This is a genomic window from Defluviimonas aquaemixtae (assembly GCF_900302475.1).
GTDB lineage: Bacteria > Pseudomonadota > Alphaproteobacteria > Rhodobacterales > Rhodobacteraceae > Albidovulum > Albidovulum aquaemixtae.
The window spans coordinates 595,171-621,541 of the sequence record NZ_OMOQ01000003.1 but is presented as its reverse complement, the minus strand read 5'-3'; the positions used below and the strand labels follow the sequence as shown (position 1 = coordinate 621,541).

At 64.7% G+C, this 26,371-nt stretch carries 23 protein-coding genes; 15 read left to right on the top strand and 8 right to left on the bottom strand.

Annotated elements, in window-relative coordinates:
* Nucleotides 1-203: 203 nt before the first annotated feature.
* The 10 genes from cpaB to DEA8626_RS18115 all read left to right on the top strand — a co-directional run bounded on the left by cpaB (nt 204) and on the right by DEA8626_RS18115 (nt 10,328).
* Nucleotides 204-1,076 (top strand): Flp pilus assembly protein CpaB, encoded by an 873-nt coding sequence (cpaB, locus tag DEA8626_RS18160; protein WP_108854610.1) that lies wholly within the window; start codon nt 204-206, stop codon nt 1,074-1,076.
* Between the two features lie 212 nt (nt 1,077-1,288).
* Nucleotides 1,289-2,704 (top strand): type II and III secretion system protein family protein, encoded by a 1,416-nt coding sequence (locus DEA8626_RS18155; protein ID WP_108854609.1) that lies wholly within the window; start codon nt 1,289-1,291, stop codon nt 2,702-2,704.
* A gap of 4 nt (nt 2,705-2,708) precedes the next feature.
* Nucleotides 2,709-3,383 (top strand): OmpA family protein, encoded by a 675-nt coding sequence (locus tag DEA8626_RS18150; RefSeq protein WP_108854608.1) that lies wholly within the window; start codon nt 2,709-2,711, stop codon nt 3,381-3,383.
* A gap of 256 nt (nt 3,384-3,639) precedes the next feature.
* Nucleotides 3,640-4,890: a CpaE/TadZ family protein gene (locus DEA8626_RS18145; protein ID WP_108854607.1), complete on the top strand. Its 1,251-nt coding sequence runs from the start codon at nt 3,640-3,642 to the stop codon at nt 4,888-4,890.
* Nucleotides 4,891-4,906: 16 nt separating this feature from the next.
* The gene (locus DEA8626_RS18140) at nt 4,907-6,346 is read left to right on the top strand and encodes a TadA family conjugal transfer-associated ATPase (RefSeq protein WP_108854606.1); all 1,440 of its coding nucleotides are present in this window, start codon (nt 4,907-4,909) and stop codon (nt 6,344-6,346) included.
* Between the two features lie 5 nt (nt 6,347-6,351).
* Entirely contained in the window at nt 6,352-7,320 is a 969-nt protein-coding gene (locus tag DEA8626_RS18135; protein WP_108854605.1) for a type II secretion system F family protein, read from the top strand.
* A 15-nt stretch (nt 7,321-7,335) separates the two neighbouring features.
* Entirely contained in the window at nt 7,336-8,325 is a 990-nt protein-coding gene (locus DEA8626_RS18130) for a type II secretion system F family protein (RefSeq protein WP_108854604.1), read from the top strand.
* 4 nt (nt 8,326-8,329) lie between these two features.
* The gene (locus DEA8626_RS18125; protein ID WP_108854603.1) at nt 8,330-8,896 is read left to right on the top strand and encodes a tetratricopeptide repeat protein; all 567 of its coding nucleotides are present in this window, start codon (nt 8,330-8,332) and stop codon (nt 8,894-8,896) included.
* 27 nt (nt 8,897-8,923) lie between these two features.
* Nucleotides 8,924-9,784 carry a tetratricopeptide repeat protein gene (locus DEA8626_RS18120; protein ID WP_108854602.1) on the top strand — a complete coding sequence of 287 codons (861 nt, stop codon included), beginning with the start codon at nt 8,924-8,926 and terminating at the stop codon, nt 9,782-9,784.
* A 4-nt stretch (nt 9,785-9,788) separates the two neighbouring features.
* On the top strand, nt 9,789-10,328 hold the full coding sequence (locus tag DEA8626_RS18115; protein ID WP_108854601.1) for a prepilin peptidase: 540 nt from the start codon (nt 9,789-9,791) through the stop codon (nt 10,326-10,328).
* Here DEA8626_RS18115 and DEA8626_RS18110 read toward each other — a convergent pair.
* Nucleotides 10,298-11,920 (bottom strand): hypothetical protein, encoded by a 1,623-nt coding sequence (locus tag DEA8626_RS18110; RefSeq protein ID WP_146188903.1) that lies wholly within the window; start codon nt 11,918-11,920, stop codon nt 10,298-10,300. The genes DEA8626_RS18115 and DEA8626_RS18110 overlap by 31 nt on opposite strands.
* A gap of 153 nt (nt 11,921-12,073) precedes the next feature.
* Here DEA8626_RS18110 and DEA8626_RS18105 point away from each other — a divergent pair, with 153 nt between their 5' ends.
* The 5 genes from DEA8626_RS18105 to DEA8626_RS18085 all read left to right on the top strand — a co-directional run bounded on the left by DEA8626_RS18105 (nt 12,074) and on the right by DEA8626_RS18085 (nt 17,818).
* Entirely contained in the window at nt 12,074-13,384 is a 1,311-nt protein-coding gene (locus DEA8626_RS18105; RefSeq protein WP_108854599.1) for a DUF8689 domain-containing protein, read from the top strand.
* Nucleotides 13,384-14,181, top strand: coding sequence for an NAD(P)-binding domain-containing protein (locus DEA8626_RS18100; protein ID WP_108854598.1), 798 nt, complete (start codon nt 13,384-13,386; stop codon nt 14,179-14,181). Before DEA8626_RS18105 ends, DEA8626_RS18100 begins: the two co-directional genes overlap by 1 nt.
* 36 nt (nt 14,182-14,217) lie before the next feature.
* Nucleotides 14,218-16,620: a ligase-associated DNA damage response DEXH box helicase gene (locus DEA8626_RS18095; RefSeq protein WP_108854597.1), complete on the top strand. Its 2,403-nt coding sequence runs from the start codon at nt 14,218-14,220 to the stop codon at nt 16,618-16,620.
* Nucleotides 16,621-16,724: 104 nt separating this feature from the next.
* A complete protein-coding gene (gene pdeM / locus DEA8626_RS18090) occupies nt 16,725-17,387 on the top strand; it encodes a ligase-associated DNA damage response endonuclease PdeM (RefSeq protein ID WP_108854596.1) in 663 nt (220 codons plus the stop codon).
* A complete protein-coding gene (locus tag DEA8626_RS18085; RefSeq protein ID WP_181366512.1) occupies nt 17,384-17,818 on the top strand; it encodes a PaaI family thioesterase in 435 nt (144 codons plus the stop codon). The genes pdeM and DEA8626_RS18085 overlap by 4 nt, the downstream gene beginning before the upstream one ends.
* A gap of 2 nt (nt 17,819-17,820) precedes the next feature.
* Here DEA8626_RS18085 and folD read toward each other — a convergent pair whose 3' ends face one another.
* The 7 genes from folD to ybgF all read right to left on the bottom strand — a co-directional run bounded on the left by folD (nt 17,821) and on the right by ybgF (nt 26,364).
* Nucleotides 17,821-18,711: a bifunctional methylenetetrahydrofolate dehydrogenase/methenyltetrahydrofolate cyclohydrolase FolD gene (gene folD, locus DEA8626_RS18080; protein WP_108854595.1), complete on the bottom strand. Its 891-nt coding sequence runs from the start codon at nt 18,709-18,711 to the stop codon at nt 17,821-17,823.
* A gap of 119 nt (nt 18,712-18,830) precedes the next feature.
* Nucleotides 18,831-20,507 carry a formate--tetrahydrofolate ligase gene (locus tag DEA8626_RS18075; RefSeq protein ID WP_108854594.1) on the bottom strand — a complete coding sequence of 559 codons (1,677 nt, stop codon included), beginning with the start codon at nt 20,505-20,507 and terminating at the stop codon, nt 18,831-18,833.
* Nucleotides 20,508-20,805: 298 nt separating this feature from the next.
* Nucleotides 20,806-21,399 (bottom strand): MOSC domain-containing protein, encoded by a 594-nt coding sequence (locus DEA8626_RS18070; protein WP_108854593.1) that lies wholly within the window; start codon nt 21,397-21,399, stop codon nt 20,806-20,808.
* Between the two features lie 12 nt (nt 21,400-21,411).
* Nucleotides 21,412-22,194 (bottom strand): methyltransferase domain-containing protein, encoded by a 783-nt coding sequence (locus DEA8626_RS18065; protein WP_108854592.1) that lies wholly within the window; start codon nt 22,192-22,194, stop codon nt 21,412-21,414.
* 33 nt (nt 22,195-22,227) lie between these two features.
* Nucleotides 22,228-24,159, bottom strand: coding sequence for an ATP-dependent zinc metalloprotease FtsH (gene ftsH, locus DEA8626_RS18060; protein ID WP_108854591.1), 1,932 nt, complete (start codon nt 24,157-24,159; stop codon nt 22,228-22,230).
* A 79-nt stretch (nt 24,160-24,238) separates the two neighbouring features.
* Complete coding sequence (tilS, locus tag DEA8626_RS18055; RefSeq protein WP_497706970.1) at nt 24,239-25,507, bottom strand: tRNA lysidine(34) synthetase TilS; 1,269 nt, start codon at nt 25,505-25,507, stop codon at nt 24,239-24,241.
* On the bottom strand, nt 25,504-26,364 hold the full coding sequence (ybgF, locus tag DEA8626_RS18050) for a tol-pal system protein YbgF (RefSeq protein ID WP_438502449.1): 861 nt from the start codon (nt 26,362-26,364) through the stop codon (nt 25,504-25,506). The genes tilS and ybgF overlap by 4 nt, the downstream gene beginning before the upstream one ends.
* Nucleotides 26,365-26,371: the final 7 nt, after the last annotated feature.

Here is a 26,371-nt window from a genome sequence, read left to right as displayed (position 1 = left end):
AGTGGACGCCCCGCGCGCCGGGGCGTCCTTCGCCTTTCTGGGCGGCTACTTGCCGAATGTTTCCTGTACTGGCAAAATTCCACCCCTCGGGCGCGCTTTGACCACCATTTCGCCGTATTCCGCGGAGAAATTGCGCGCTAAGGAGGCCCGTGTGCGACCGGAGGGTGGCCGATTCCCGGGTCTTGCTGACGAAAGGAAGTTCAATGCGATTGGTATTTGGGTTGGTGCTGGTCTTGGGGGTCGCGCTGGCGGGGTTCGCTGTGTACATGGCGCAGGACTACATCGCCCAGACCCAGGCAGAGCGGGATCGCCTCGCCGCCGAGCGGGCGCGGGCGCCGCGTCTCGTCGATGTGGTCGTGGCCAAGAAGGCCCTGAAATACGGCGACCGGTTGACGCGCGCCGATCTCGACGTCGTGAAGGTCGAGGCCGGCAAGGTGCCGGCGGGTGTGTACAACAAGATCGTCGCGCCGCAGGATGGCACCCAGAACGTCACGCCGGTGTTTTGGGAGGGCGAAACGCGCCCCCGCGCCGCGCTTCGGAGCTATGAGCCCTTCGAGCCGCTGCTGTCTGCGAAGATAACAGAGCCCGGCGTCGATGCCGGGATCAACGCCAACCTCTCGCCCGGCATGCGCGCGTTCGCGATTAACGTCGACGTGACCTCAGGCGTTTCCGGCTTCCTGCGCCCGGGCGACCGGGTCGACATCTACTGGTCAGGCCGGATCGGCAATCAGGATGTCACGAAGCTGATCGACAAAGCGGTCCGCCTTATCGCGATCAACCAGAGCGCGGATGCAGACCGGAGCGAAGAGACAATGATCGCGCGCACGGTCACCGTGGAGGCCAAGCCGGAGCAGGTCGCCGCGCTCGCGCTCGCACAGCAGACCGGCCGGCTGACGCTCGCCCTCGTAGGGACCGGCGACATTCAGGAGGTCGGCGCCATCGAGATCGACCGTAACAGCCTACTCGGCATCGTCGAGGCGGCGCCCGAGCCCGAAGCCGCGCCCGAGAGGGTCTGCACGATCCGCACCAACAAGGGCGGCGAGATCGTCGAGACCGTCATCCCCTGCACGAACTGAACTGAGCATTTCCAAGCGTCGAAGCACCGGCCACCGCATATAGTGGCCGGTGCTTCGCATTGCGCAAGTCCTGTGTGACTGTTGCCCGTGCCCCACATAAAGAGATCGCTGCAAACGGTTGATTCTTGCAAATAATCCACACCTCCCGCATTGTGTCGGCAATCTGGGCAGCAAAGACCCACCAACGAGGCGTGATCGGAGAGGCAGGTCACATGAGCATGAAAGCTTATATCGCGGCAGGATTCGTGGGCCTAACGCTCACGATGACGACTATACATTCCGCACAGGCGGAAACCCTGAAAATCGTGAGCGGTTCGGTTTCGAGCGCGCTCGCCGTGCCGATGAACCGGGCGGTGATCGTCGAGAGCGAAACTCCCTTCGCGGAACTTTCGATCGCCAATCCGGGCATCGCCGACATCTCGACGCTGTCGGATCGGTCGATCTACGTGCTCGGCAAGGCGCCCGGGCGCACAACCCTGACGTTACTTGCCCCGGACGGGCAGCTCATCACCAACGTGGACGTCCAGGTCTCGCTCGACGTGGCCGAGTTCAAGGAACGGCTTCAGCAGATCATTCCGGGCGAACAGATCGAAGTTCGCACCGCGAATGACGGTATCGTGCTTTCGGGCACCGTGTCGTCAGTCGCGAAGCTCGACCGCGCGCTCGATCTTGCGGAGCGTTATGCCCCCGGCCGCGTGTCGAATCTTATGAATGTGGGCGGCGTCCAGCAGGTCATGTTGAAGGTCCGCTTCGCAGAGATGCAGCGCTCGGTCACGAAAGAGCTGTCGGGCGGCCTTACCGTCAACGGATCGACGTCTGATCTCGCGACGTCGATCGGCCTTGGCAGCGGCGGGCTCACGTCCGGCGGCACGACCGGGACCGGCGCGGGATTCAGCCTCAACACCGCCGCGATCGGCCAGGGCGCGGTCGGTTTCAACCTCGGCAGCTTCCAGGTCGGTATTCTACTTGAGGCTCTGGAATCCAAGGGCCTCGTGCGCACGCTGTCCGAACCGAACCTCACCGCCCTTTCGGGACAGGAAGCACGGTTCCTCGCCGGCGGCGAGTATCCTATCCCGGTGCGCAACCTGAACAACACCGTCACGGTCGAATACAAGCCCTTCGGTGTAGAACTGGCCTTCACCCCGCGCGTCGTCGACGGCGACATCATCAACCTCGCGATCAACGCGGCCGTGTCGAGCATCGACACAACGGTCTCCGTGACGGCCGCAGGCATCACGCTCGACGCCTTCAAGCGCCGCGAGGCCGAGACGACGGTCGAGATGCGCGACGGCGAAAGCTTTGCCATCGCGGGGCTTTTGCAGGATGACTTCAACGATCAAAACGGCCAGGTGCCCTGGCTCGGCGACGTTCCCGTGCTTGGTGCGCTCTTCCGCAGCGCCAGTTTCCAGCGCTCGCAAACGGAGCTCGTGATCATCATCACGCCGCATCTTGTGAGCCCTGTCCGCGGCGAGGCGCTCGCCCTGCCGACCGACCGGGTCCGCCCGCCCACCGAGGCAGAACTGTTCCTCTTCGGCAAGACTGCCACGAATCGCGCCTCGCGCGGTGGCGGTATCGGCGAAGTCGCGAAGCAGGACTATTCCGGCTCCTACGGCTATGTGATGGAGTAAGACGATGCAAAAGCATATCAGCCTTCTCCTGCTTTCGACCGGTCTCGCGGTGCTTGCAGGCTGCTCGAAGGAAACCAACATCGCCCGCGCCTTCTACTCTGAGGCAGGATCTGAGATTGAAACCGCCGATTTCGGCAACGCGACGATGACGAATACGCTGACCCACTCGGGCGAGAGGTCCTACGCGATCGACCTGACGCGGCGGTTCGCCGCCGACGTACCGAACATGGTCAATTTCGCCTTCAACAGCTCGGCTCTCGACGGTCAGGCCCAGACGGTTCTGAGCCGTCAGGCGGACTGGATCCGGCAGTTCCCCGAAGTGCGATTCCGGGTTTTCGGCCATACAGATCTGGTCGGCAGCGAGGGCTATAACAAGCAGTTGGGCCTCCGCCGCGCGCAAGCTGTAGTGTCCTATCTGGCAAGCCAGGGGATCAGCCGCTCGCGCCTCGAAGCGGTCGTCTCGCAGGGCGAGACCCAGCCTCTGGTCTTCGTGCAGACACCCGAACGGCGCAACCGCCGAGCGGTGACCGAGGTTTCCGGCTTCGTCCGCAGTCACCCGACAGTTCTCAATGGCAAATATGCCGACGTGATCTGGCGCGAATATGTAACAAGCGCGCAGCCGCCCCATCAGCAGGAAGAGGTCTCAGGCGGCGGTCAGGCTGCCGGCACAGGCGGCTAGTCGTCACCATCAATTGTTTCGTGGAAGGGGCGGGTTCAATCAACAAAACCCGCCCCTTTCTTTTGATCGTCTCCCGATACCGCATAATTTCGATCTTTTAGCCCCAATATTGCCAAGATTTTCACGGAGTTTCGAAACCCGGGAGTAATGGCGGGGCTAGAGAGTCGCGCCGGGTGGACGGATTTGGACCTGAGGCGATTCGCTTTCGCGACCATCAGGAGCCAGAACCGACGCCCCGTGGAAAGGACGTGTGGGAATGAGCAGTGTAGCAGCGTTGCAGCCTGAGCCGGCGCCAATTGTCGCGTGCACTATTTCGCGTGATGTCAGTAACTTCGACCTTCTTATCGAGGACATGGAAACCGAGCTCGGCGAAAGCTGGGGTGACCTGACCTTTGACGACGCCGTTCTGTTCTTGAACCAGCCGGATGCCGATTCGCTCGACTTCGTCGCCATCGCGGTCGATTCGGAGGACGAGGACGATCTCGCACGGATCACGGGAATCATCACGACCGCGAAGGAGAAGGGGATCAAGATCATCCTCATCGCCCAAGAGGTCAGCCCGATCGCACTACATCAGCTTCTAAAGCTCGGCGCGGACGATTTCGTCCCCTACCCCCTGCCCGAAAACGCGCTCCATGAGGCGATCGAACGGCTTCACAAGGCGCCCGCGGCCGATCAGGTTCTGGCCCACGGCGCGACCGCTGCGAGCTTCAAGCCCTCCGGCGACCGCGACGGCGTGATCCTGGCGGTCCACGGCCTCGCGGGCGGCACCGGCGCCACGACGCTCGCCGTGAACCTCGCGTGGGAATTGGCGACGGTGCAGAAGGACAATCCTCCGCGTGTCTGCCTTCTAGATTTCGACTTCCAGTACGGCTCGATCTCGACCTACCTCGACCTGCCCCGCCGCGAGGCCGTCTATGAGATGCTGTCCGACACCGCGTCCGTCGACAATGTCAGCTTCCTCCAGGCGCTTCTGAGCTTCAATGACAAGATGCATGTCATGACGGCACCGTCCGAAATGCTGCCTCTGGACATTGTCACGTCGGAGGACATCAACCGCGTCCTCGACGTGGCGCGGGCGAACTTCGACTTCGTCGTCGTCGATATGCCCTCGACCGTCGTGCAGTGGACCGAGGCGGTCCTGAACCACGCCCACGTCTACTTCACCACAATGGAGCTCGACATGCGTTCGGCACAGAACGCGCTCCGGATGATCCGCGCGCTCAAGGCCGAAGAGCTGCCCTATGAGAAGCTGCGCTATGTGCTGAACAGGGCGCCCAAGTTCACCGATCTGTCGGGCAAGAGTCGCGTCAAGCGGCTGGCCGAAAGCCTCGACATCACGATCGAGCTGCAGTTGCCCGACGGCGCCAAGCCGGTGACGCAATCGAACGACCACGGCCTGCCACTCGCCGAAACGGCCGCGAAGAACCCGCTGCGTCGCGAGATCGCAAAGCTCGCCAAGTCGCTCTACGACCTGAACAAGGCTGCCGAGGCGGGCAACGCCTAACCCCTGGGGGACAGACATGTTTTCGCGTTACAAGAAGCCTCAAGCCGCCGCACCCGCCGCCGCGCCGAAGCGCGACGAGGTCGCCCAGGCTCAGCCCGATGCGCGCTCCGGCGTCGTCCGGCGTCAGTCGGCCGCGGTGAAGACGCCGGCGCAGGTCGGCGCGCAGGAAAAGGACCGCAAGCGCAGGGAACGCATCGGCGAGCTGAAAGTCGAGCTTCACAAGCGACTGCTCGACAACCTCAATCTCGGCGCGCTCGAACACGCGACTGAATCCGAGCTTCGTCAGGAAATCGTATCGATCTCCACGGAAGCGCTCGAGGAAATGAGCGTCGTGTTGAACAAGGAAGAGCGTTCGACGCTCTTCCAGGAACTTTACCACGAGGTGATGGGCCTCGGCCCGCTTGAGCCGTTGCTGCAGGATGAGACCGTCAACGATATTCTCGTCAATGGCCCGCAGCAGGTGTTCGTCGAGCGCGACGGCAAGCTCGAACTGACCGACACATCGTTCAAGGACGAGCGCCACCTTCTCAGGATCATTGACAAAATCGTCTCCGCCGTCGGCCGGCGCGTCGATGAATCAAACCCCTATGTGGACGCCCGTCTCGCTGATGGTTCGCGTTTCAACGCGATGGTGCCTCCGATCGCGGTCGACGGCTCGCTCGTCTCGATTCGTAAGTTCAAGAAAGAAAAGCTCGCCGTTGACGATCTCGTCCGCTTCGGCGCGTTCACCGAGGAAATGGCCGCCTACCTTCAGGCAGCCGTCTCCACGCGCCTGAACATCATCGTCTCGGGCGGTACGGGCTCGGGTAAGACGACCACGCTCAATGCATTGTCATCCTTCATCGACAACTCCGAACGTATCCTCACGATCGAAGACACGGCGGAACTTCAGCTTCAGCAGGTCCATGTGGGCCGGATGGAAAGTCGCCCGGCCAACGTCGAAGGCAAAGGCGCGGTCACGCAGCGCGACTGCCTCAGAAACGCTCTCCGGATGCGTCCCGACCGCATCATCGTCGGCGAAACGCGCGGCGAGGAAGTCATCGACATGCTTCAGGCCATGAACACCGGCCATGATGGGTCGATGACCACGATCCATGCGAACTCCGCCCGTGACGGTATTAGCCGACTAGAGAACATGATCTCGATGGCCGGTATCGAGATGCCGATCAAGGCGGTGCGCGCGCAGATCGCCTCGGCCGTCAATCTCATCGTGCAGGCGTCGCGTCTTCAGGACGGTTCGCGCCGCATGACCTCGATCACCGAGATCACCGGCATGGAAGGCGACGTGATTTCCATGCAGGAGATTTTCCGGTATGAACGGCTCGGGCTTGCGCCCGACGGCAAGATCATCGGCCGATTCACCGCGACCGGCGTCCGCTCGGCATACGCCGAACGCTTCCGTCAGTGGGGCTACGATCTGCCGCCGTCGATCTACGAACCCATCGCCGCGGAGTAACGCGCATGATCATTAGCCCGACGCCAATCATCTACGGCCTGATCTTTCTGGCGGTTCTGCTGCTGGTCGAGGGCATCTATCTCGTCGTCTTCGGCAAGTCGATCTCGCTCAACTCCAAGGTCAACCGCCGCCTCGACCTGCTCGAAAAGGGCGGTCAGCGCGAACAGGTGCTCGAACAGCTCCGCAAGGAAGCCAGCCAGCATCTGAGGGCGAAGGGCATTCCGCTTTACTCGATGCTCGCCACGAAGGCGCAGAAGGCCAATATCGCGTTCTCGCCCCGCGCGCTTGTGGGGATAATGGCACTTCTGACGGTCGTTGCATTCCTCGGGCTTCGGATCGGCACCGCGGCTTCGACCCCGGTGCAGGTCGCCGTGGCCATCGTGATGGGCGTCGGCGCGGTCTATTTCTGGATCCACCGCAAGGCCAAGAAGCGCATGGACATGGTGGAGGAGCAACTGCCCGACGCCGTCGAGCTCATGGTACGTTCACTCCGGGTCGGCCATCCGTTCTCCTCCGCGATCCAGATCGTCGCCAAAGAAGTGCCCGACCCCTTGGGTACCGAGTTCGGCATGATCGCCGACGAATCCGCCTACGGACGCGAAGTCTCGGAGTCGCTCAAGGATCTCGCCGAACGCATGGACATGCAGGATCTGCGCTTCCTCGCGGTCGCCGTTACGATCCAGCAGCAGTCGGGCGGCAACCTCGCCGAAATCCTCGACGGTCTGGCTAAGGTGATCCGGGCTCGATTCCGGCTGTTCCGGCGCGTTCGCGCGATCACGGCCGAAGCGAAATGGTCCGGCATGTTCCTGTCGGCCTTCCCGCTCGTCGTGCTGGCGATCATTCAGATCCTGAAGCCGGACTACTTCGACACGGTGAAGAACACGGCTGCCTTCGTACCTGCCGCACTGATCGTCTTCACCTTCCTCACGATCAACGTCATCTTCATGAAGATGATGGTCAACATCAAGGTCTGAGGGGGCCCGGCTGACATGCTGACAGCGATCAACGACCTCTTGCTCGAAACGATGGGCCCGCTAGGCCCGCTCTTCGCGGTGGCGATCCTCGGCATCGTCCTGGTCGCGGTCACCTTGCCCACGATGCTCAAGAAGCGGGCCGACCCCTACGCGAAACTGCGCGAATCGAGCCGTGCGGGCAGCGGCCGGGCGACCACTCGTGGGCCAACCAAGAAATCGCTGCGCAGTTCCAAAGGCACCGACAAGCTCGACAAATTCGCGACCTTCCTCGAACCCAAGACCGAAGAGGAACTGAGCTCCTCGCGGCTGAAGATGACGCGCGCGGGCTATCGCGGCCGGAACGCGGTGCGCACGTTCCACGCGGTTCAGTTCATCCTCGGCATCGTGTTCCTGCTGATCGGCGTGATCTACGCCATCGTCGCCTCGGCCACGGGCGAGGTGTCAACCACGGTTCTCATCCTTTCCGTCGTCGTCCCCGGTGCCATCGGCTACTACCTGCCGAAGTACTGGATCGAACGCCGTGTGCAGGCGCGGCAGGGCGAAATACAGAACGGTTTCCCCGACGCGCTCGACATGCTTCTGGTCTGCGTCGAGGCCGGCCAGTCGCTCGATCAGGGCATCATTCGCGTCTCGCGGGAACTCGCCAGCGGCTATCCCGCGCTCGCCGAGGAATTCGAGATCGTTGCCCAGGAGATCAAGGCCGGCAAGGACAAATCCACGGTTCTGCGCGGCTTCTCCGACCGCTCGGGCGTGCCCGACGTCGCCTCGTTCGTGACCGTGATGATCCAGTCGCAGACCTTCGGCACATCGATCGCAGACGCACTTCGGGTCTATGCGTCCGAGATGCGCGACAAGCGCGTGATGCGCGCCGAGGAGGCCGCGAACAAGCTGCCGACCAAGATGACGCTCGGCACGATGATGTTCACCGTGCCGCCCCTTCTGATGATCCTTGTGGGTCCGTCGGTTTACGATATGCTGCAACTCTTCGCGAACTTCAGCCCTTGAGAACATGATCGTCAGACCCGCGGGACTACTGGCCGCGATCGGCCTTCTGACCGCCTGTCAGCAGACAGGCGGTTTTCCGTCGAACGGGCCCTCGCCCTTCGCGCCGAGCGGGCCGGTCCGCGGTGCGGAGGCGGTCGACGGGCTGATCGTCGGCCACCGACTGATGGCGGCAGGCGAATACGAGCTGGCGCTCAGGGCCTATCTGCGCGGCGCGGCCGAACATGGCATGACCGTCGATGTCCTCTCCGCGATCGGCTCGGCCAATCTCAAGCTCGGCCGGCTGGGACAGGCTGAGCGTATCCTGCGCCGCGCGGTCGAGGTCGACGAGACATTCGTGCCCGCCTGGAACAACCTAGGCGTCGTCCTGATGGAGCGCGGCCAGATCGGAGAGGCGAGCAGGGTGTTCCGCACGGCCTTCGCGCTCGATAGTGGCCAATCGGACGCCATCCGCGAAAATCTGCGCCTCGCGCTCGCCAAGCTTGAAAAACCTTCCTATGATGTTCCTAATGAACAAAAATTCGAGTTGGTGAGACGCGGACACGGGCAATTTCTGCTCCTCACCACACCTTGAGGCACGAAGCAGAAAAGGACGCATAGAATGCGCCACCCTCTCCTGATTTCACTCTGCATCGCGGGGACGACGGTTTTGTCGGCCTGCCAGAAATCCTCCGATGCTGACGTCAAGCGCGCGATCGAGAGCGTGAACGTCATCGACGAGACCAACCTGAACGACGTAATGTTGACTGTCGCCGACCCCAACGAAGCGGTCGCGTATTTCGCGCGGACCGCCGAACAGCATCCCGACCGCATCGACATCAAGCGCGGGCTCGCCAAGTCTCTCATTCGCGCCAAGAAGCCGCTCGAGGCCACCAAGGTCTGGCAGATGGTGGTCACGAGCACTGAAGGCACGAACGAGGACCGCGTGTCGCTTGCGGACGCCTATATCCGCTCGAACGAATGGGTGAAGGCCGAAGAGACTCTCAACATGATCCCGCCAACGCATGAAACCTTCGACCGCTATCGGCTCGAGGCGATGGTAGCCGACGCGAACAAGAAGTGGCAAAAGGCCGACAGCTTCTACGACACCGCATTCGGCCTGACCACGAGGCCGTCTGGCGTCCTGAACAACTGGGGCTATTCCAAGCTGACGCGTGGCGACTACCCAGGGGCGGAGAAACTCTTCGGCGAAGCGCTGACCTACGACAGTTCGAACTTCACGACGAAGAACAACCTCGTCCTCGCCCGTGCGGCGCAGCGCAAATATGACATGCCGATCGTGCCAATGACCCAGCAGGAACGGGCCGAGCTGCTCTACACGGCCGCGCTAACCGCGATCAAGCAGGGCGACGTGACAATCGGCAAGGGCCTTCTCGAAGACGCGGTGGAAACCAGCCCGCGCCACTTCGAACAGGCGGCCCGCGCGCTTGAGACATTGAACCGCAGCGTGACGAACGGCTGACACGATGATCGAACTGACGCCGCCGCAGGTCTACCTAGTCCTGTTCCTCTTTACCTTGCCGATCTGCGCCTGGGTCGCTTGGACCGACCTCAAGTGGATGAAGATCCCCAACAAGGCGGTGATAGCGATGCTGGCCGTCTACATCGTCGTCGGGCTAGTCGTCATCCCGTTCGAGCCCTGGGCTTGGCGCTGGCTGAACTTCGCCGTGGTACTTGCGATCGGGTTCTTGCTGAACGCTGTCGCCAATGTGGGGGCGGGCGACGCGAAATTCGCCGCCGCGGCGGCGCCCTTCGTGTTCGTCGGGCATCTCGGGCTGATCATCCCGCTTTTCGCAGCCTTCCTTCTCGGCGCCTTCGCCGCGCATCGGCTGATGCGGGCGGTTCCCGCCGTGCGCGCGATGACGCCAGACTGGGTTTCTTGGACGCGGAAAGACTTTCCGATGGGGCTTGCTCTCGTCGGAACCTTCGTCACCTACATGGCGCTCATGGCCTTCCCGCCGCTCCTGCGCGCGCTTCAGGGCCTGCTCGGCGCCACTAATATGTAAAGCTCGGTCCGCCGCTTCTCGTCGAGAGTCCAGCCGTCCTCCTCGAGCGATGTCATCATCGCATTGCGCAGCCTCAGCGCCATCGGGCAGAGCGGTACGACGAGGTAATCGGCATTCTCCACGCCAGGTATCCCGCCGTAGTACCAGGGCGCGGCGCCCCGCACGTTCTTGAAGTCACCGAACATCCAGTAGGCGGAATAGAGGTCGGTGCCCATCAGCGCCGCGCCACCAAAGCCCGCCACTTCCAGATCCTCCGTCACCAGTTCAAACCACCCTCCGATCGCTCCTTCGACCTGGCATTCGGGCAGTTCCTCGCCGTTCAAGAACGCGGCATCGGCGCGTTCGGTGAATGGGCGGTAGCGCTCGTAGGGATCGCCCGGCAGATCGTAAGGGCGTGCGAGGTTTGCGGTGTAGGCGCGCGGCTCGGTCGTCAGCACGTCGTCATGCGCTGGAAGCCGTGTCAGGAGCGGCACCGTGTCCTCGGTCTCTGCGGCGAGGTGACGCCAGGGGCTGAAGGCGAGATTGATCGCCGACGGCCCGCCGAAGGCCAGCGCCAGGATACCCGTGATCCTGAGCGCGTCGCGCAAGTCCCAGCCAAACCCGTTCTGCACGCCCGGTCCCGGCATCAACACGAAGACCAAGAGCGCGACGAGATAAAGCCATTGCGGATCGTTGCCGAAGTTCTGATAGGCGACGTAGAAGAACCCGGGCATCAGCACCAGAAGCGCCAGCCCTTCGACCGCGCGCCCTGCCTGACGCAGGAAGATCACCGCGGCAATCAGCGTGAGACTTCCGCCCATGTAAAGCGGCGCCGCGATCACGTTGGTAAAGCTGTCGCCCGGCGCTTGCCGGCTGTCGCCCGTCGCCACGGTCAGCAGGTCCTTCAGATAGGCGAGCCAAAACTCCGTCCCGGCCAGTACCGTCACGACTGCCGCGACAGCGAGCCCTGAAAGAATAGCGGCAAGAATCGCCAGGCCCTGCTTGCGCGCCAGCAGCGCCACGAGGATGCCGGGGGCGAAAGCCACGAAATAGGTCACTTTCATGAGCACGAGCGCGGCAAGTCCCAGCCCGATCAGCGCCCCGTCGAGCCATGGCCGTGGCGCGCCCACTGGCGCGAGCACGGCGAGCGGTATGATCACGTAGGCGACTGCCCAGGCCCAGCGGTTGTAGTGCATCGAGATGGAAATTGCGCTCTGCGCCTCGCCGTGGACGAGCGCGAGGCAGAGAAGCATCACGAAGCCGCCGTAGAGGAACGGCCAGAGGCCCGTCAGCCGGCTGGCCGCAACCCGGAGCACCGGCAAAAGAAGCAGCGCCGCGACAAGCATCTGGGCGTAGAAGATTGCGTGCCCGAGACCCGCGCCTGCCTTGACGAAGACCGAGATCGGCGCCAACGCCAGAACACCGATCGGCGTCATGAAATCGAGGTGCGGCCATTGCCCGTCAGCCATCCTGAGGACAAGCTCGGCAAGGTGCATCGTGTCGCCTTCGTGCTTGCCGATGTAGAAGCCGCCCTTCAGGATCGGGGCCCCTCCCATCACCACGATCAGGAGGCCTAGAAAGGCCATCAACAATAGCGTGTGCTGTCTGCTCATTTGTGCCTCGATGGCTAATTTGATCCATTTTTTGGCCACATTAGCTCGGCAAAGTGCCTATGTGAATCCCATCGCGGGGCCAAAAGGGGATCGTTCTGCGGAATTCCTAGGGGCCTGCCGCGACCGAACGGCTGTCGAGGAAGGTCTGAACCCATGAACATGCAGGTGCCGAACGTGATCGCGCCGACTGCGCCCCGATCGCTGGAAGAAACCGGCCTCTCGCCCGTAATGATGCGCGACATCCTTCTCAAGACGATGTTCCGCATGAACATCGAAACCGTGTCCGCGATCTCGCGCTCCGTGGCGCTGCCGATCCCGGTCGCTCAGGAGCTCATTGACCTCGCGCGCACTCAGAAGCTTCTCGAGGCGACGGGTACGCTGCACGCCAATTCGGGCGGCGAGATGGGTTATCAGCTTGCCGATGCGGGCAAGGCGCGTGCGCTCGACGCGCTGTCGCAGTCCGAGTACTACGGGCCGATGCCTGTGCCCCTCGAACGGTACTACGAACAGGTCAAGAAGCAGTCGATCCGCAATGTCCAGATGACGCGCCAGCAGCTCACAAGCGCGATGGGTCACCTGATCCTGCCGGACGAGCTGCTCGACCATCTTGGTCCGGCCGTCGGCGCAGGCCGCTCCATCCTGATGTACGGGCCGCCGGGCAACGGTAAGTCCTCCATCTCGAACGGCATCCGCGACGCGATCGGGGACAAGATCTTCATTCCCCGCGCAATCGAATATGCGGGCCAGGTCATTACCGTCTATGACCCGATCGTGCATTCCGCCGCCGAACAGTCCGAAGACGACCCGAACTCGCTTCGGCGTTCGTCGAACCGCTTCGACAACCGCTATGTACTGTGTGAACGCCCGACGGTGATCACGGGTGGTGAGCTTTCGCTCGACATGCTTGACCTCACCTACAACCCTACCGCGCGGACCTACACCGCCTCCTTGCAGATGAAGGCCACCGGCGGCGTCTTCATCATCGACGACCTTGGCCGTCAGCAGGAACCGCCGCAGAAGATCGTCAACCGCTGGATCGTTCCCTTGGAAGAAAACCGCGACATCCTCGCGCTCCAGTCAGGCGAAAAGTTTGAGGTGCCGTTCGACACGCTCGTGATCTTCTCGACGAACTTCCACCCGAACGAGATCTTCGACAAGGCGGCCCTGCGCCGGATCTTCTTCAAGATCAAGATCGACGGGCCGAACCAGGAGATGTTCCTGAAGATCTTCGCGATGGTGGCGAAGAAAAAGAAGATGCCGCTTGACGAAAAGGCGCTTCTCCACCTGCTCAAGGTGAAATACCCGACGATCGAAAACATCTACGCGAACTACCAGCCGGTCTTCCTGATCGACCAGATGATCGCGATCTGCGAATTCGAGGGCATCCCCTACCAGATGACCCCCGAACTCATCGACCGGGCCTGGGCGAACATGTTCGTCCGAGACGAAAAGATCATTCACTGATGCGGCGCATTGGCATAGCCGGGTGCGGCCGTGCCGCGCGCCCCTTTCTCGACCACCTGCGCAAGGCCGGCGTCGCGGCATCGGGATACGGCGCAGCGCTTGGCCCGGATACGGGCGAGACTGCGGCCGAGACCTTCGCCGCAGGCATCGACACGCTGATTCTTCTGCCACGCGACATCGCAGAGGCGGAGGCGCTTCTGTTCGAGAACGAAGCCTTCGCGAAGACGGCGCCCGATCTTTGCCGCATCGTGATCTCGGCCACGCTGTCGCCGCGCTACGTGCGCGCGCTTCGTGGTCGGATCGCGGCCCGGATCACGCTCATCGACGCCCCTTTCGCGGGCGGCGCCCGCGCCATATCGGACGCGCGGGTAAGCTTCTTCCTGGGCGGGCCGGTCGAGGACCTCCGGCACATGGCGCCCATCTTCGATCATCTCGGCCGCCAGGCGATCCGCATGGGCGGTTTCGGCACGGCGATGGCCGCCAAGGTGATGAACGACTTCCTTGCGGCGTCATCGAACGCGATGACCCGCATCGCGCTCGACTGGGCCGAGGCGCAGGGCATCGACGAGGCGCGCATGATAGAGATGACCGGCGACACGTTCGCGCAAACCCCCGCCGCGTTTGCCCAGGAGATCATCGAGTTCATGCAGCCGGGCTCGGGAGGGGAGTTCAGCGTCAGCACGCTCATCAAGGACGTCGAATGCGCGCTCGACACCGCACTTACGAGCGCGCATCTGACGCCGCCCGGCGCGTTCGAGACGCTCTTCGGCAGCATGAAGTCGCGCGCGATCCACTGACTTTTCAGCGACCGGCGGCGGGCATAGACTGGGCTCATGCGCGCCCTGCCCGCCCCTTTCACCGACTGGTTCGCTGCCCGGGGCTGGCAGATCCACCCCCACCAGCAGGCTCTTTATGACCGCGCGGCGGCGTCCGCGCTGCTGCTGGTCGCCCCGACGGGCGGCGGCAAAACGCTCGCGGGTTTCCTTCCGAGCCTCGCTGAACTCGCCGATGGCAGCCGAGCGGGGCTCCACACGCTCTACGTCTCGCCCCTGAAGGCGCTCGCCGCTGATATTCGGCGAAACCTCACGAGACCGGTGAGCGATATGGGCCTGCCAATCCGGATCGAAGACCGCACCGGTGACACGAGCTACACCAAGCGCCTCCGCCAGCGCGCCGACCCACCCCATATATTGCTGACAACGCCAGAAAGCCTCGCGCTGCTACTCAGCTACGAGGACGCGCCGCGCATCTTCGCCGGCCTGTCCCGCGTCATCGTCGATGAGGTCCACGCGCTCGCCGAATCCAAGCGCGGCGATCAACTCATGCTGTCGCTGGCCCGGCTCTCCCGCCTCGCGCCCGGTCTCCGCCGGGTCGGGCTGTCGGCGACGGTGGAGGACCCCGCCGCGATCGCCCGCTTCCTCGCCGGCCACCCCGATCCCTGCGAGATCATCCATGCCGATCCCGGCCCCGATCCCGACATCTCGATGTTGATGACCGATACCCCGCCCCCCTGGGCGGGCGGCGGCGGGCGCTACGCGATCCCCGAAGTACTCGCCGAGGTGCGCCGCCACAGGACGACTCTCATATTCCACAACACGCGCGCGCAGGCAGAGCTTTTCTTTCGAGACCTCTGGCTTGCGAACGAAGAGGGCCTGCCGATCGGCATCCATCACGGCTCGCTCGCCCGCGAGGCGCGCGAGAAGGTCGAGGCGGCGATGGTGGCGGGCAAGCTGCGTGCGGTCGTCTGCACCGGCTCGCTCGATCTCGGCATCGACTGGGGCGACGTGGATCTCGTGATCCAGGTCGGCGCGCCGAAGAACGTCAAGCGGCTGGTGCAGCGGATCGGGCGCGCGAACCACCGCTACAACGCGCCGTCGAAGGCGCTGCTGGTGCCCGCCAACCGCTGGGAAGTCGTCGAATGCCAGGCCGCGCTTCAGGCGGTGGAGGAACGCGACCTCGACGGCGACCCGCGCGGTCCCGGTCCCCGCGATGTCCTGTGCCAGCATATCCTGATCGCCGCCTGTTCCGGCGGGTTCGACGCGGATGATCTTTACGCCGAGGTCACCGGCGCGGGGCCTTACGCGACGCTCTCGCGGCCCGATTTCGACGACTGCCTCGATTTCTGCGCGACCGGCGGCTATGCGCTCAGGGCCTACGACCGCTGGCAGCGGCTGATGCTGCGCGACGGGCTCTGGACCCTTCGTGACCCGCGCGCGGCACGCGATATCCGCATGAACATCGGCACGATCACCGATGCCGAGATGGTGAAGGTGCGCTGGCAGAACCGCCACGGCGGCCAGCCTCTGGGCGAGGTCGAGGAGGCCTTCGCCTCGACCCTCACGCCGGGCGAAACCTTCCTGATCGGCGGCAAGGTCGTGCGCTACGTGGGCCTGCGCGAGATGGTGCTGGAGGTCTCGCCTGCCCCCGGCCGCGAGCCGAAGATCGCGGTCTTTTCCGGCACCAAGTTCTCCACCTCCACCCAGCTTTCCGAACGCATCCTCAGGATGCTCCGCCAGCAAAGCTGGCCCGACCTGCCCGCTCACACCGCCGAATGGCTGAGCCTCCAGCGCGAGATGTCGCGCCTGCCCGCGCCCGACCGGCTTCTCACCGAGACCTTCCCCGCCGAGGGCCGCGCGCATCTCTGCATCTACGGCTTCGCCGGCAAGGCGGCGCAGCAGACGCTCGGGCTCCTCATCACCAAGCGGATGGAGGAAGAGGGGCTGAACCCCTTGGGCTTCGTCGCCACCGACTACGCGACCCTGATCTGGGGGCTCGATCCCGTTGGCGACCCGGCCCCGCTCTTCGACCGGGCCGCGCTCAGGGAGGGGCTGGAGACCTGGCTCGCCGGCAACGCGGTGATGAAGCGGACCTTCCGCAACGTGGCCCTCATCGCGGGGCTCATCGCCCGCAACCATCCCGGCCAGAGGAAATCCGGCAGGCAGGCGACGTTTTCTTCCGACATCCTCTACGACACGCTCCGCCGCTACGATCCCGATCACCTGCTTTTGCAGGTCACGCGCGAGGAGGCGATGCGCGGCCTCGTGAGCTTCGGCCGGATCGAGGCGATGCTCGACCGCGTCTGGCCGCGCATCGATCATCTCGCCCTGCCGCGGGTGACGCCCTTCGCGGCGCCCATGTTCCTCGAAGTCGGCAGGGTCCCGGTCGAAGGCGCGGCGCGCGAGCGCCTTTTGGACGAGGCGGCGCAGCGGCTCATGGAAGAGGCCGGGCTTGGCTGAGGGCTGACGCCCGGGGGCTTCGCGCCCCCGGACCCCCAAGAGGTATCTTCAGCAAGATAAAAGAAGCGGTTGTCTTTTTTCGTCCTCCCGTGCAGGAACAAGACATGAACGCACACGCCTTCACTCTTGCCGGCGCCGACCTGCTCGCCCTTCCCTCGGGCGCCCTCTTCTGGCGGTCCGAAGGGTGCCTCGCGGTTTCCGACCTGCATCTCGGCCGGTCGGAGCGCTTTGCCCGCCGCGCGGGCGCGCTCCTGCCGCCCTACGAGGTCGCGGAGACGCTCGGCCGCCTCGAGACCGATATCGAGGCAACCCGCGCCCGCACGGTGATCTGCCTCGGCGACAGCTTCGACGACCTTCAGGCCGCGCGCCTCGGCGAAGGCGACACGCTCTGGATCGCGCGGCTCATGGCCGGGCGGCGCTGGATCTGGATCGAGGGCAACCACGATCCGGGTCCCGTCGCGCTGGGCGGTGAACATCGAGCGGAACTGACGCTCGGATCCCTGATCTTCCGCCACATCGCCCGGCGGGGCGCGGTCGGCGAGATCTCGGGGCACTATCACCCGAAGGCGCGGCTCGCCGGACAGGCGCGGCGCTGCTTCCTCGTCGATGGCGCGCGCGTCGTCTTGCCCGCATACGGAACCTATACAGGCGGTCTGAACTCGCACGACGCCCCGCTCTCGGACCTCATGGCGCCAGGCGCTCTCGCGATCCTCACCGGGCGCGTCGCGCGGCCCGTCCCGATGCCGCGGCGGAAGGAGACAGCATGACCGACACGATCGATCCGGCGCGCGAGGCGAAGGTGCGCGAAAGCTTCGGCGCGCAGAGCCTGATGACGACCTTCGGGGCGGAAATGGTCGCGGTCGCGCCAGGGCGCTGCGTCATCGCCGCGCCGGTCCGCGAGAACGCCCGCCAGCAGCACGGCGCGGGTCATGCCGGGCTGACCTTCGCGCTCGGTGATTCCGCCGCCGGTTATGCGGCGCTCACCCTGATGGCGGACGGGTCCGAGGTGATGACCGCCGAGATGAAGATAAACCTCATGGCCCCCGCCCTAGGCGACTGCCTGATCGCGACCGGCCGCGTCGTCAGGGCCGGCCGCCGGCTGACCGTCGTCACCGCCGAGGTGGAGGCCGAGACCGATGGCAAGCGCAAGCTCGTCGCGCTCCTGCAGGGGACGATGGTGCCTGTCGATCCGGCCTGAGTTCAGGCAGTCAGACCCTCCGGCTCGGCGAGCCCGTTCGCGCGGCAGCAGGCGGTCACCGTGTTGGCCAGGAGGCAGGCGATTGTCATCGGGCCGACGCCGCCGGGCACCGGGGTGATCGCGCCCGCGACCTTGGCCGCGCTTTCGAACTGCACGTCGCCCACAAGCTTCGTCTTGCCGTCGCGTTCGATCCGGTTGATGCCGACATCGATCACGGTCGCATCCGGCTTGACCCAGTCGCCGGGGATCATCTCGGGCCGTCCGACGGCGGCGACGAGGATGTCGGCCTTGCGGCAGACCCCGGCGAGATCCTTCGTGCGGCTGTGCGCGATCGTGACGGTGCAGCTGTCGCCAAGAAGAAGCTGCGCCATCGGCTTGCCGACGATGTTCGAGCGCCCGACGACCACGGCGTCGAGACCGGAGAGAGAGCCCAGATGGTCGCGCAGCATCATAAGACTCCCCAGAGGCGTGCAGGGCACCATCGATTTCTGACCGGTGCCCAGGAGCCCGACATTCGAGATGTGAAAGCCGTCCACGTCCTTGGCTGGGTCGAGCGAGTTTATGACGAGATCGGAGTTCAGATGCTTCGGCAGCGGCAACTGCACGAGAATCCCGTGCACGTTCGGATCGTTGTTGAGCTTGTCGATCAGCGCGAGCAACTCGGCCTCCGAAGTCTCCGCCGGCAGCTTGTGCTCGTAGGAGTTCATCCCCGCCTCGACCGTCGCCTTGCCCTTCGAGCGGACATAGACCTCGCTCGCCGGGTCCTCGCCGACCAGCACCACCGCCAGTCCCGGGGTGATCCCGTTCTCCTTCTTCAGCCGCGCGACATGCTCGGCCACCTGGCCGCGCACCTTGGCGGCGAACGCCTTGCCGTCGATGATCTTCGCACTCATCCCCACTCTCCTTCAGCTTGCCGGCCGGACGCAGGCGCCCGGCGGAATGCGCACCCTTCAGGGGCTGCGCAAGACGCGCGCCGGGGCGGGGTTCGATGCCCCGCCCCGGCGCACCCTGTTCAGAACAGACCCTCGACATCGCCCGCGTCGTTGATGCGGATCACTTCCGCCGCGGGCGTACGCGGCAGGCCCGGCATCGTCATGATCTCGCCGCAGATGACGACGATGAAGCCCGCGCCGGCCGACAGCCGGACCTCGCGCACCGGCACCGAATGTCCCGTGGGTGCGCCGCGGCGGTTCGGGTCGGTCGTGAACGAATACTGGGTCTTGGCCATGCAGACCGGCAGGTTGCCGTAGCCGGCCTCCTCCCAGGCATGCAGCTGGTCGCGGATCGACTTGTCGGCCAGGACCTCGTCGGCGTGGTAGATCCGCTTCGCGACAGTCTCGATCTTCTGAAAGAGGCCCATGTCGTCGGGATAGAGCGGGGCAAAATTCGCGCTGCCGCTCTCGGCGATCTGCACGACCTTCCGGGCCAGCTCCTCGGTCCCTTCCGAACCCTTGGCCCAGTGCTGGCAGAGGATCGCCTCCGAGCCCTGCTCGGCCACGTAGTCCTTCACCGCCTGGACCTCTGCGTCGGTATCGGTGACGAAGTGGTTGATCGCCACAACGACCGGCACGCCGAAGCCCTTGGTATTGGCGATGTGGCGGCCGAGATTGGAGCAGCCCTTCTTCACCGCCGCGACGTTTTCCGCGCCAAGGTCGGCCTTCGCGACGCCGCCGTTCATCTTCATCGCGCGGACCGTGGCGACGATGACCGCTGCGGCGGGCTTCAGCCCGGCCTTGCGGCACTTGATGTCGAAGAACTTCTCGGCCCCGAGATCGGCGCCGAAGCCCGCCTCCGTCACCACGTAGTCGCCGAGCTTCAGTGCCGTCTTCGTGGCGATGACCGAGTTGCAGCCATGCGCGATGTTCGCGAACGGTCCGCCGTGGACGAAGGCGGGGTTGTTCTCGAGCGTCTGGACGAGGTTCGGCTGCATCGCGTCCCTGAGAAGCACCGTCATCGCGCCGTCGGCCTTGATGTCGCGGCAATAGACCGGCGTCTTGTCGCGCCGGTAGGCCACGACGATGCTGCCGAGCCGCTCCTGCAGGTCATCGAGATCCTTCGCGAGACAGAGGATCGCCATGACCTCCGAAGCCACCGTGATGTCGAAGCCGGTCTGGCGCGGGAAGCCGTTCGCGACGCCGCCAAGATTGCAGACGATTTCGCGCAGCGCGCGGTCGTTCATGTCCATCACCCGGCGCCAGGAGACGCGGCGGATGTCGATTTCCTGCTCGTTGCCCCAGTAGATGTGGTTGTCGATCATCGCCGACAGCAGGTTGTGCGCCGAGGTGATCGCGTGAAAGTCGCCGGTGAAGTGGAGGTTCATGTCCTCCATCGGCACGACCTGCGCATAGCCGCCCCCCGCCGCCCCGCCCTTCATGCCGAAGTTCGGCCCGAGCGACGCTTCGCGGATGCAGATCACCGCCTTCTTGCCGATCCGGTTCAGACCGTCGCCGAGGCCCACGGTCGTTGTCGTCTTGCCCTCGCCCGCAGGCGTCGGGTTGATCGCGGTGACGAGGATAAGCTTGCCGTCCTTCCCGCCCTCGAGAGAGGTGATGAACTCCTGGCTGACCTTCGCCTTGTCGTGGCCGTAGGGCAGAAGATGCTCGCCCGGGATGCCGAGCTTGTCGCCGATCTCCTGGATCGGCTTCTTCTTCGCCTCGCGGGCAATCTCGATATCGGTCTTGAAAGCCATGAAATTCTCTCTCCCTCGGCCACGGTCGCTTTCTTGCGTTGCACCCGGCTATAGCCAAGCGGCGCCGCAGAACAAGGCTGGATTGCGACGTTTCCACCGCCGGAACCGCCAGCGTCGGTTGCGACCCGTTTCGGATCGGAAACACGGGCGTACGATGGAACACAGGCGCCACGCAGCCGAACAGTCGCCCGATTCTTGGCACCGTATGGCGTCCGGATTTCTGACCGCGGAGTTCGACGACACCCGCCCCCCGCGTTAACCGCGCCGCGTGTCGCGACGATTTCGCGGGCCGTCCTGTTCAGCGTGATCGCGTGTCGCCCGACCAGACCGGCTGATCGGGCACGAATAGCCGGAGACGTGCGCCAACCCGAAAGACGCCCGGACGTTCGACCCAGGCGGTCACGCCGCGACGCCCCTGCGCGGCGGACTTGAACTTCCACCCGAACCCGGGATGGTCCTTCTCGATCTCCTTGCCTGGCCAGATGCAGGGCCCGTTCTCCAGGTCGACGACCAGCGTCGCGCCGCTCTCGCTCTGAAGCCGCGACGAAGGTGGCACATGGCTGAAATCCGGAACGCCCTCCACGACCATCGACGCGCCGAGCAGGCCTGGATCAAGTTCGGTCAGCCCCATCTCCGCCGCGATCGCCCCAAGCTCTTCGCGGCTCAGGATCGTCACTTGGCGCGTGTTCCGAACTTCCGTTCCTTCGGGATAGAGCTCTGCAACGCGGCTGCACGATGGACGCGTGAGCCCCGAATGCGCTTCGCCCTCGAAGCCTTCGAACTGTGCGGCGATTTCCCGCAAGGCTTTGGCGCGCAGCGACGCGCCACGGTCGGCCACATGGCCGAGCCAGACGATCGTGGCGTATGATTCGGTCGGGACGAGCACGGGCATGGGGATCGTCTTTCAGACGGAAAGCGTGAAGAACAGCCGGCGGAACGGGAACAGCACCGACCCGTCCGCCTCGACCGGATAGGCCGCCTCGAGCGCCTGATCATAGCGGCGGATAAAGTTGTCCACTTCGGCGGTCTCGAGCCGCTCAAGGAACGGGCGCATCGCGGTCGACTCGTTGAACTTCCGGACGGGATGTCCGACCTCCGCCGGCTCTAGACGATGAACATAGTCCGTCTCCCAGACATTCACTTGGCCGAGGGGCGCGAGCAACCGGTGATACTCCACAGGCGGAGCGACAGGTGCCTTCCACTTCGCCAGGTCGAACCGGTCGGGAAACATCTCGGCAGCGAAATCGCGCAGGAAACGGTGCGAAGGCGCGCCATACTGACGGGGCATCTGCACCGCGAGGACACCGCCGGGCACAAGGTAGTCAGCGAGCCGCAACATCAGCCGGTGATGATCAGAAATCCAGTGCAAGGCGGCATTGGAAAAGATCAGCGCCACCGAGGCGTCCGGTCTCCACTCCGCGACATCGGCTTGGGTCAGGCGGTCATAGCAGCCGACCTTCCGCGCCGCCGTGAGCATCGCGGGCGAGGCGTCGAGGCCGAAGATGCGCCGCGTATCGCCGAACCGCGCGGCCAGCGCCGGGCCCGCCGCGCCGTTGCCGCAACAGAGGTCGACAACGTCGCCCTCCGGCAAATCGCCTACCTGTGCCAGAAGATCCAGCGCGGGCCGCAGCCGCAAATCGCCGAAGCGCGCATAGCTTTCGGGGTTCCAGTCACTGCGACCCGGCATGGCCGTTCCTTTCGCGCGGCGCCCGAACCCTCTTCAGGTCGAGGGTTCAGGCTCCAGCCCGCCGCCTTTCGGCGCCTTCGGCTTTTTGGTCTTCGGAATCGCGGTCAGGGATGGCACGGCGCTGCCTTTGTCCGAGCCGTCCTCGTCGTCGTCGCCGGCCTTCGGAGGCTCGCCGCGGATGACGCGCATCATGTCTTCGCCGGTCAGCGTTTCGTACTCCAGAAGCCCCTGGGCGAGGTTTTCCATCTCCTGCCAGTTCTCCTGCAGGATCTGCTTCGCGCGCTCATAGGCCTCGTCCACGAGCCGTCGGACCTCCTGGTCGATGATCTCGCGGCTCTCGTCCGAGGCATTGAAATGCGACTGGCTGCCGAGGAAGCTTTCCTGCGTCGAGGTATAGTTGATGTTGCCGAGCTTCTCGGACATGCCCCACTGGCTGACCATCGCGGTCGCGAGCTGGGTCACGTGCTGGATGTCAGAATAGGCGCCGTTCGTGACGTTGTCCTCGCCGAAGACCAGCTCCTCGGCCGCCTTGCCGCCCATCGCGGAGGCAAGCTTCGACAGCGCCGCCTCGCGCGTCAGCGACAGCTTGTCGCGCTCCGGCAGGTAGAAGGTGACGCCAAGTGCCCGGCCGCGCGGAATGATCGTGACCTTGTGGACCGGGTCGTGCTGCGGCACGTGGATGCCGACGATGGCATGGCCCGCCTCGTGATAGGCGGTCAGCTTCTTTTCGTCCTCGGTCATGACCATCGACCGCCGCTCCGGCCCCATCATGACCTTGTCCTTCGCCTTCTCGAAATCCTCGAGCGTGACGAACCGCTTGCCGATCCGCGCCGCCAGAAGCGCCGCCTCGTTCACGAGGTTGGCGAGGTCCGCGCCCGAGAAGCCGGGCGTGCCGCGCGCGATGATGCGCAGGTCGACGTCGGGACCGAGCGGCACCTTGCGGGAATGGACATGAAGGATCTTCTCGCGGCCCTTGATGTCGGGGTTCGGCACCTGCACCTGCCGGTCGAAGCGGCCGGGTCGCAGGAGCGCGGGGTCCAGAACGTCCGGCCGGTTGGTCGCCGCGATGATGATCACGCCTTCATTGGCCTCGAACCCGTCCATCTCGACCAGAAGCTGGTTCAGCGTCTGCTCGCGTTCGTCATTGCCGCCGCCATAGCCGATGCCACGGCTCCGGCCCACGGCGTCGATCTCGTCGATGAAGACGATGCAGGGCGCGTTCTTCTTGGCCTGTTCGAACATGTCGCGCACGCGGCTCGCGCCCACGCCCACAAACATCTCGACGAAGTCGGAACCCGAGATTGTGAAGAACGGCACGCCCGCCTCGCCGGCGATGGCGCGCGCGAGAAGCGTCTTACCGGTGCCCGGCGGGCCGACGAGCAGCGCGCCTTTCGGGATCTTGCCGCCGAGGCGCGAGAATTTCTGCGGATTGCGCAGGAACTCGACGATCTCCTCGAGTTCTTCCTTAGCCTCATCAATTCCCGCGACGTCGTCGAAGGTCACCCGGCCATGCTTCTCGGTCAGAAGCTTCGCCCGGCTCTTGCCGAAACCCATCGCGCCGCCGCGTCCGCCGCCCTGCATCCGGTTCATGAAGAAGATCCAGACGCCGATGAGCACGAGGAACGGCAGCCAGACACCGAGGAGAGAGAAGAATCCCGACTGCTGCTGACGCTCGGCCTTCACCGCCACGTCCTTGGCCAGAAGGGTCTCGACGAGGTTGTCGTTCAGCTCGCCCCCGTCCGGCTTGATCGTCACGTACGTCGTCCCGTCGCGGGCCTGAACTTGAATCTGTTCGCCGTCGATCACAACGGCGCTGATCTCACCCGCCTCGACCTTCGAGATGAAGTCCGAATAGGTGAGCGTGCGGGAGTTCATCGTGGTCTGCCCGTTGCCGAACAGGTTGAACAGCGCCAGGATCAATAGGAACAGCACGACCCAGAAGGCGATGTTTCTCGCGTTACCCAAGGGATGTCCTCCAAACAAACAATGGACCTCGCGCGCGGGCGCGTGGCTCCTACCTAAAATAGAGATAAGCGGGCGGGGTTCAATGCGATATGAGGAATGAGTGATAACCCGCGACGATTTCCGCCGCCCAGCCGTTGTCCAGACCCGCGACCGGCGCGGCGACGAGAGCATCGCCCCGCCAGATCGCCGGGGAGACGATCAGCGCCGCGCGGCTGTGGCCGGTCCTGCTCCAGTCGGGACATCTGCGCAAACCCTCCGCGCCCAACGCGCGCACTGTCAGCCGTGGGTCGTGCCTGCCCATCAATCGCCAGCGGCCGTCCCAGATCTGGTCCGTCGGGGCTTCAAGTCCTGCAACAGCGCGCGGTTCGCGAGCAATCCGCACATCAGCGTCGCCGACCTTGATCTTGCATCCCGACAGCGTGGCGTCGCGCCCCTCCTTGATGGCATGCCGGACGCGCAGAACAGCATCGGCACGGGGCGCGTATTCGGAAGACGAGACCCAGCGCAGTGCACTGATCAGAATGCGTCGGCTCACCTCGTGCCCGAGGCGTTGGAACGCGGCCCGATCCAGCACGACCTCTCCCGCCGACGTCTTCGCCACCTTCTTCGCCGCTTCGCCGGTTGACTCGACGACCGCCTGCCGGGCGAGGCCAAGATTTACCGCGACGCCGGAAAGCTTTTCGACTGTGATTTCAAGCGATTTCAGCGTCTTCAACACGCGGCGTGCCTTCACCCGTGTAAACCGTTCATCCACGTTTGACGGGTCTTCGATCCAGTCGATATTCTGCCGGTTCAGATAGTCCCTGAGTTTCGTCCGGGTGACCCCGAGCAGCGGCCGTGAATAGTGGGTGCCGTTTTGAACCCACGCCTTCCGCATGCCTGACAGCCCGTCGATCCCGGCCTCGCGCGCCAACCCCATGAGAAACGTCTCTGCCTGATCGTCGGCGGTATGGCCTAGCACGACATGGCCGATGGCTTCGCGCTGCGCCCAGTCGGCGATGAGCCGGTAGCGCGCACGCCGCGCCTGGTCCTGAAGGTTGCCCTCGATCTCGCCGTGGTCCCAGCGGAGCGTGTCGTGCTCGACCCCGATCGACCGGCAAAACGCCGCGACGGAGCGCGCCTCATCTGCGGCTTCGGGCCTCAGACCGTGATCGACCGTCACCGCACAGACAACGCCGCCGCGATGCGCCTGGACCCGCAGAGCGAGGCTCAGAAGCGCCATGGAATCGCTTCCACCAGAAACGGCTACGCCGAGGGTTGCCGGCGCCTCCCCCGGAAGCGCATTTGCGACGAATTGAAGCAGGAAGGCGTCGGCGCCTTCCGACAGCGGCCAGTCGCCCGACGTCACTGGCAGTTGAGCGCGCGCATCGCCGTTCCGGCTTCGACCGCTTCGGGCGCGGTCGGGAAGCGCACGCCGACCTCGCCGAGCGTCACGCAGGCCTCCTGAGTCTGGCCGAGCGTGCCGAGCGCCGCGCCAAGCTTCAGAAGCGCCGATGGTGCGCGCGGACCGTCCGGCTGACCGGAGAACGACTGCAGATATGCCCGCGCCGCATCCGCTGTCTGGCCCGCCTGGATCAACGCCTCGCCGCGCAGATACTGGGCCTCGCCGGTCAATGGTCCGCCGGTATAGGTCTGCGTGAAGGCCGCGAACTGCTCTGCTGCGCCCTGGTAGTCGCCGGCGTCGAGCGCGGCCTTGGCCCGGTCGAAATCCGCCTTTTCGCTCACGGCAAGTTCCGGCCCGCCAGTCGTGCCCTGCCCGGTCAGCGTCGACTGGGCCGTGGCGGTCACGCTGGTCCCCGCCGCCGCCCCGCCGCCCCCCAAGGTGGCAGTGATCGGCAAGTTCGCCGGATCGCAGCCGTCCTCAAGCTCGCAAAGCCTGAACTCGAGGTCACCCACCCGGTTCGTGCCGTCCGACACGACGCGGTCGATCTTGTTCTGCAGCGCTTCCGTGCGTGAGGTCAGTCGCGAAAGCTCGGCCTCCATCGCGTTCATCCGCTCGAGCGCGGAGGCTCCGCCCGCCGCCTGCATCGCGGACGACCCGCCCTGGACGAGCTCAGCTCTCAGCGCCTGCAGATCACCCGCTAGCCGGGCAAGGTCGGTCCGGATGTCAGCAAGCGTCTGGGTCTGCTCCTGAGCGGCGACTGGCATGGTGGTCGGGGCGCAGAGCGCCGCCCCGACCGCGAGCGAAAGAAGGAAGGTCCGGATCACGGTG

Coding starts and splice junctions, on each gene's coding strand:
- DEA8626_RS18105 (WP_108854599.1), top strand. CDS start 12,074: ATGAACATGCAGGTGCCGAACGTGATCGCGCCGACTGCGCCCCGATCG.
- DEA8626_RS18110 (WP_146188903.1), bottom strand. CDS start 11,920: ATGAGCAGACAGCACACGCTATTGTTGATGGCCTTTCTAGGCCTCCTG.
- DEA8626_RS18115 (WP_108854601.1), top strand. CDS start 9,789: ATGATCGAACTGACGCCGCCGCAGGTCTACCTAGTCCTGTTCCTCTTT.
- cpaB (WP_108854610.1), top strand. CDS start 204: ATGCGATTGGTATTTGGGTTGGTGCTGGTCTTGGGGGTCGCGCTGGCG.
- DEA8626_RS18145 (WP_108854607.1), top strand. CDS start 3,640: ATGAGCAGTGTAGCAGCGTTGCAGCCTGAGCCGGCGCCAATTGTCGCG.
- DEA8626_RS18070 (WP_108854593.1), bottom strand. CDS start 21,399: ATGCCCGTGCTCGTCCCGACCGAATCATACGCCACGATCGTCTGGCTC.
- pdeM (WP_108854596.1), top strand. CDS start 16,725: ATGAACGCACACGCCTTCACTCTTGCCGGCGCCGACCTGCTCGCCCTT.
- DEA8626_RS18135 (WP_108854605.1), top strand. CDS start 6,352: ATGATCATTAGCCCGACGCCAATCATCTACGGCCTGATCTTTCTGGCG.
- DEA8626_RS18140 (WP_108854606.1), top strand. CDS start 4,907: ATGTTTTCGCGTTACAAGAAGCCTCAAGCCGCCGCACCCGCCGCCGCG.
- DEA8626_RS18065 (WP_108854592.1), bottom strand. CDS start 22,194: ATGCCGGGTCGCAGTGACTGGAACCCCGAAAGCTATGCGCGCTTCGGC.
- DEA8626_RS18100 (WP_108854598.1), top strand. CDS start 13,384: ATGCGGCGCATTGGCATAGCCGGGTGCGGCCGTGCCGCGCGCCCCTTT.
- folD (WP_108854595.1), bottom strand. CDS start 18,711: ATGAGTGCGAAGATCATCGACGGCAAGGCGTTCGCCGCCAAGGTGCGC.
- DEA8626_RS18075 (WP_108854594.1), bottom strand. CDS start 20,507: ATGGCTTTCAAGACCGATATCGAGATTGCCCGCGAGGCGAAGAAGAAG.
- DEA8626_RS18155 (WP_108854609.1), top strand. CDS start 1,289: ATGAGCATGAAAGCTTATATCGCGGCAGGATTCGTGGGCCTAACGCTC.
- DEA8626_RS18095 (WP_108854597.1), top strand. CDS start 14,218: ATGCGCGCCCTGCCCGCCCCTTTCACCGACTGGTTCGCTGCCCGGGGC.
- DEA8626_RS18150 (WP_108854608.1), top strand. CDS start 2,709: ATGCAAAAGCATATCAGCCTTCTCCTGCTTTCGACCGGTCTCGCGGTG.
- DEA8626_RS18130 (WP_108854604.1), top strand. CDS start 7,336: ATGCTGACAGCGATCAACGACCTCTTGCTCGAAACGATGGGCCCGCTA.
- DEA8626_RS18125 (WP_108854603.1), top strand. CDS start 8,330: ATGATCGTCAGACCCGCGGGACTACTGGCCGCGATCGGCCTTCTGACC.
- DEA8626_RS18085 (WP_181366512.1), top strand. CDS start 17,384: ATGACCGACACGATCGATCCGGCGCGCGAGGCGAAGGTGCGCGAAAGC.
- DEA8626_RS18120 (WP_108854602.1), top strand. CDS start 8,924: ATGCGCCACCCTCTCCTGATTTCACTCTGCATCGCGGGGACGACGGTT.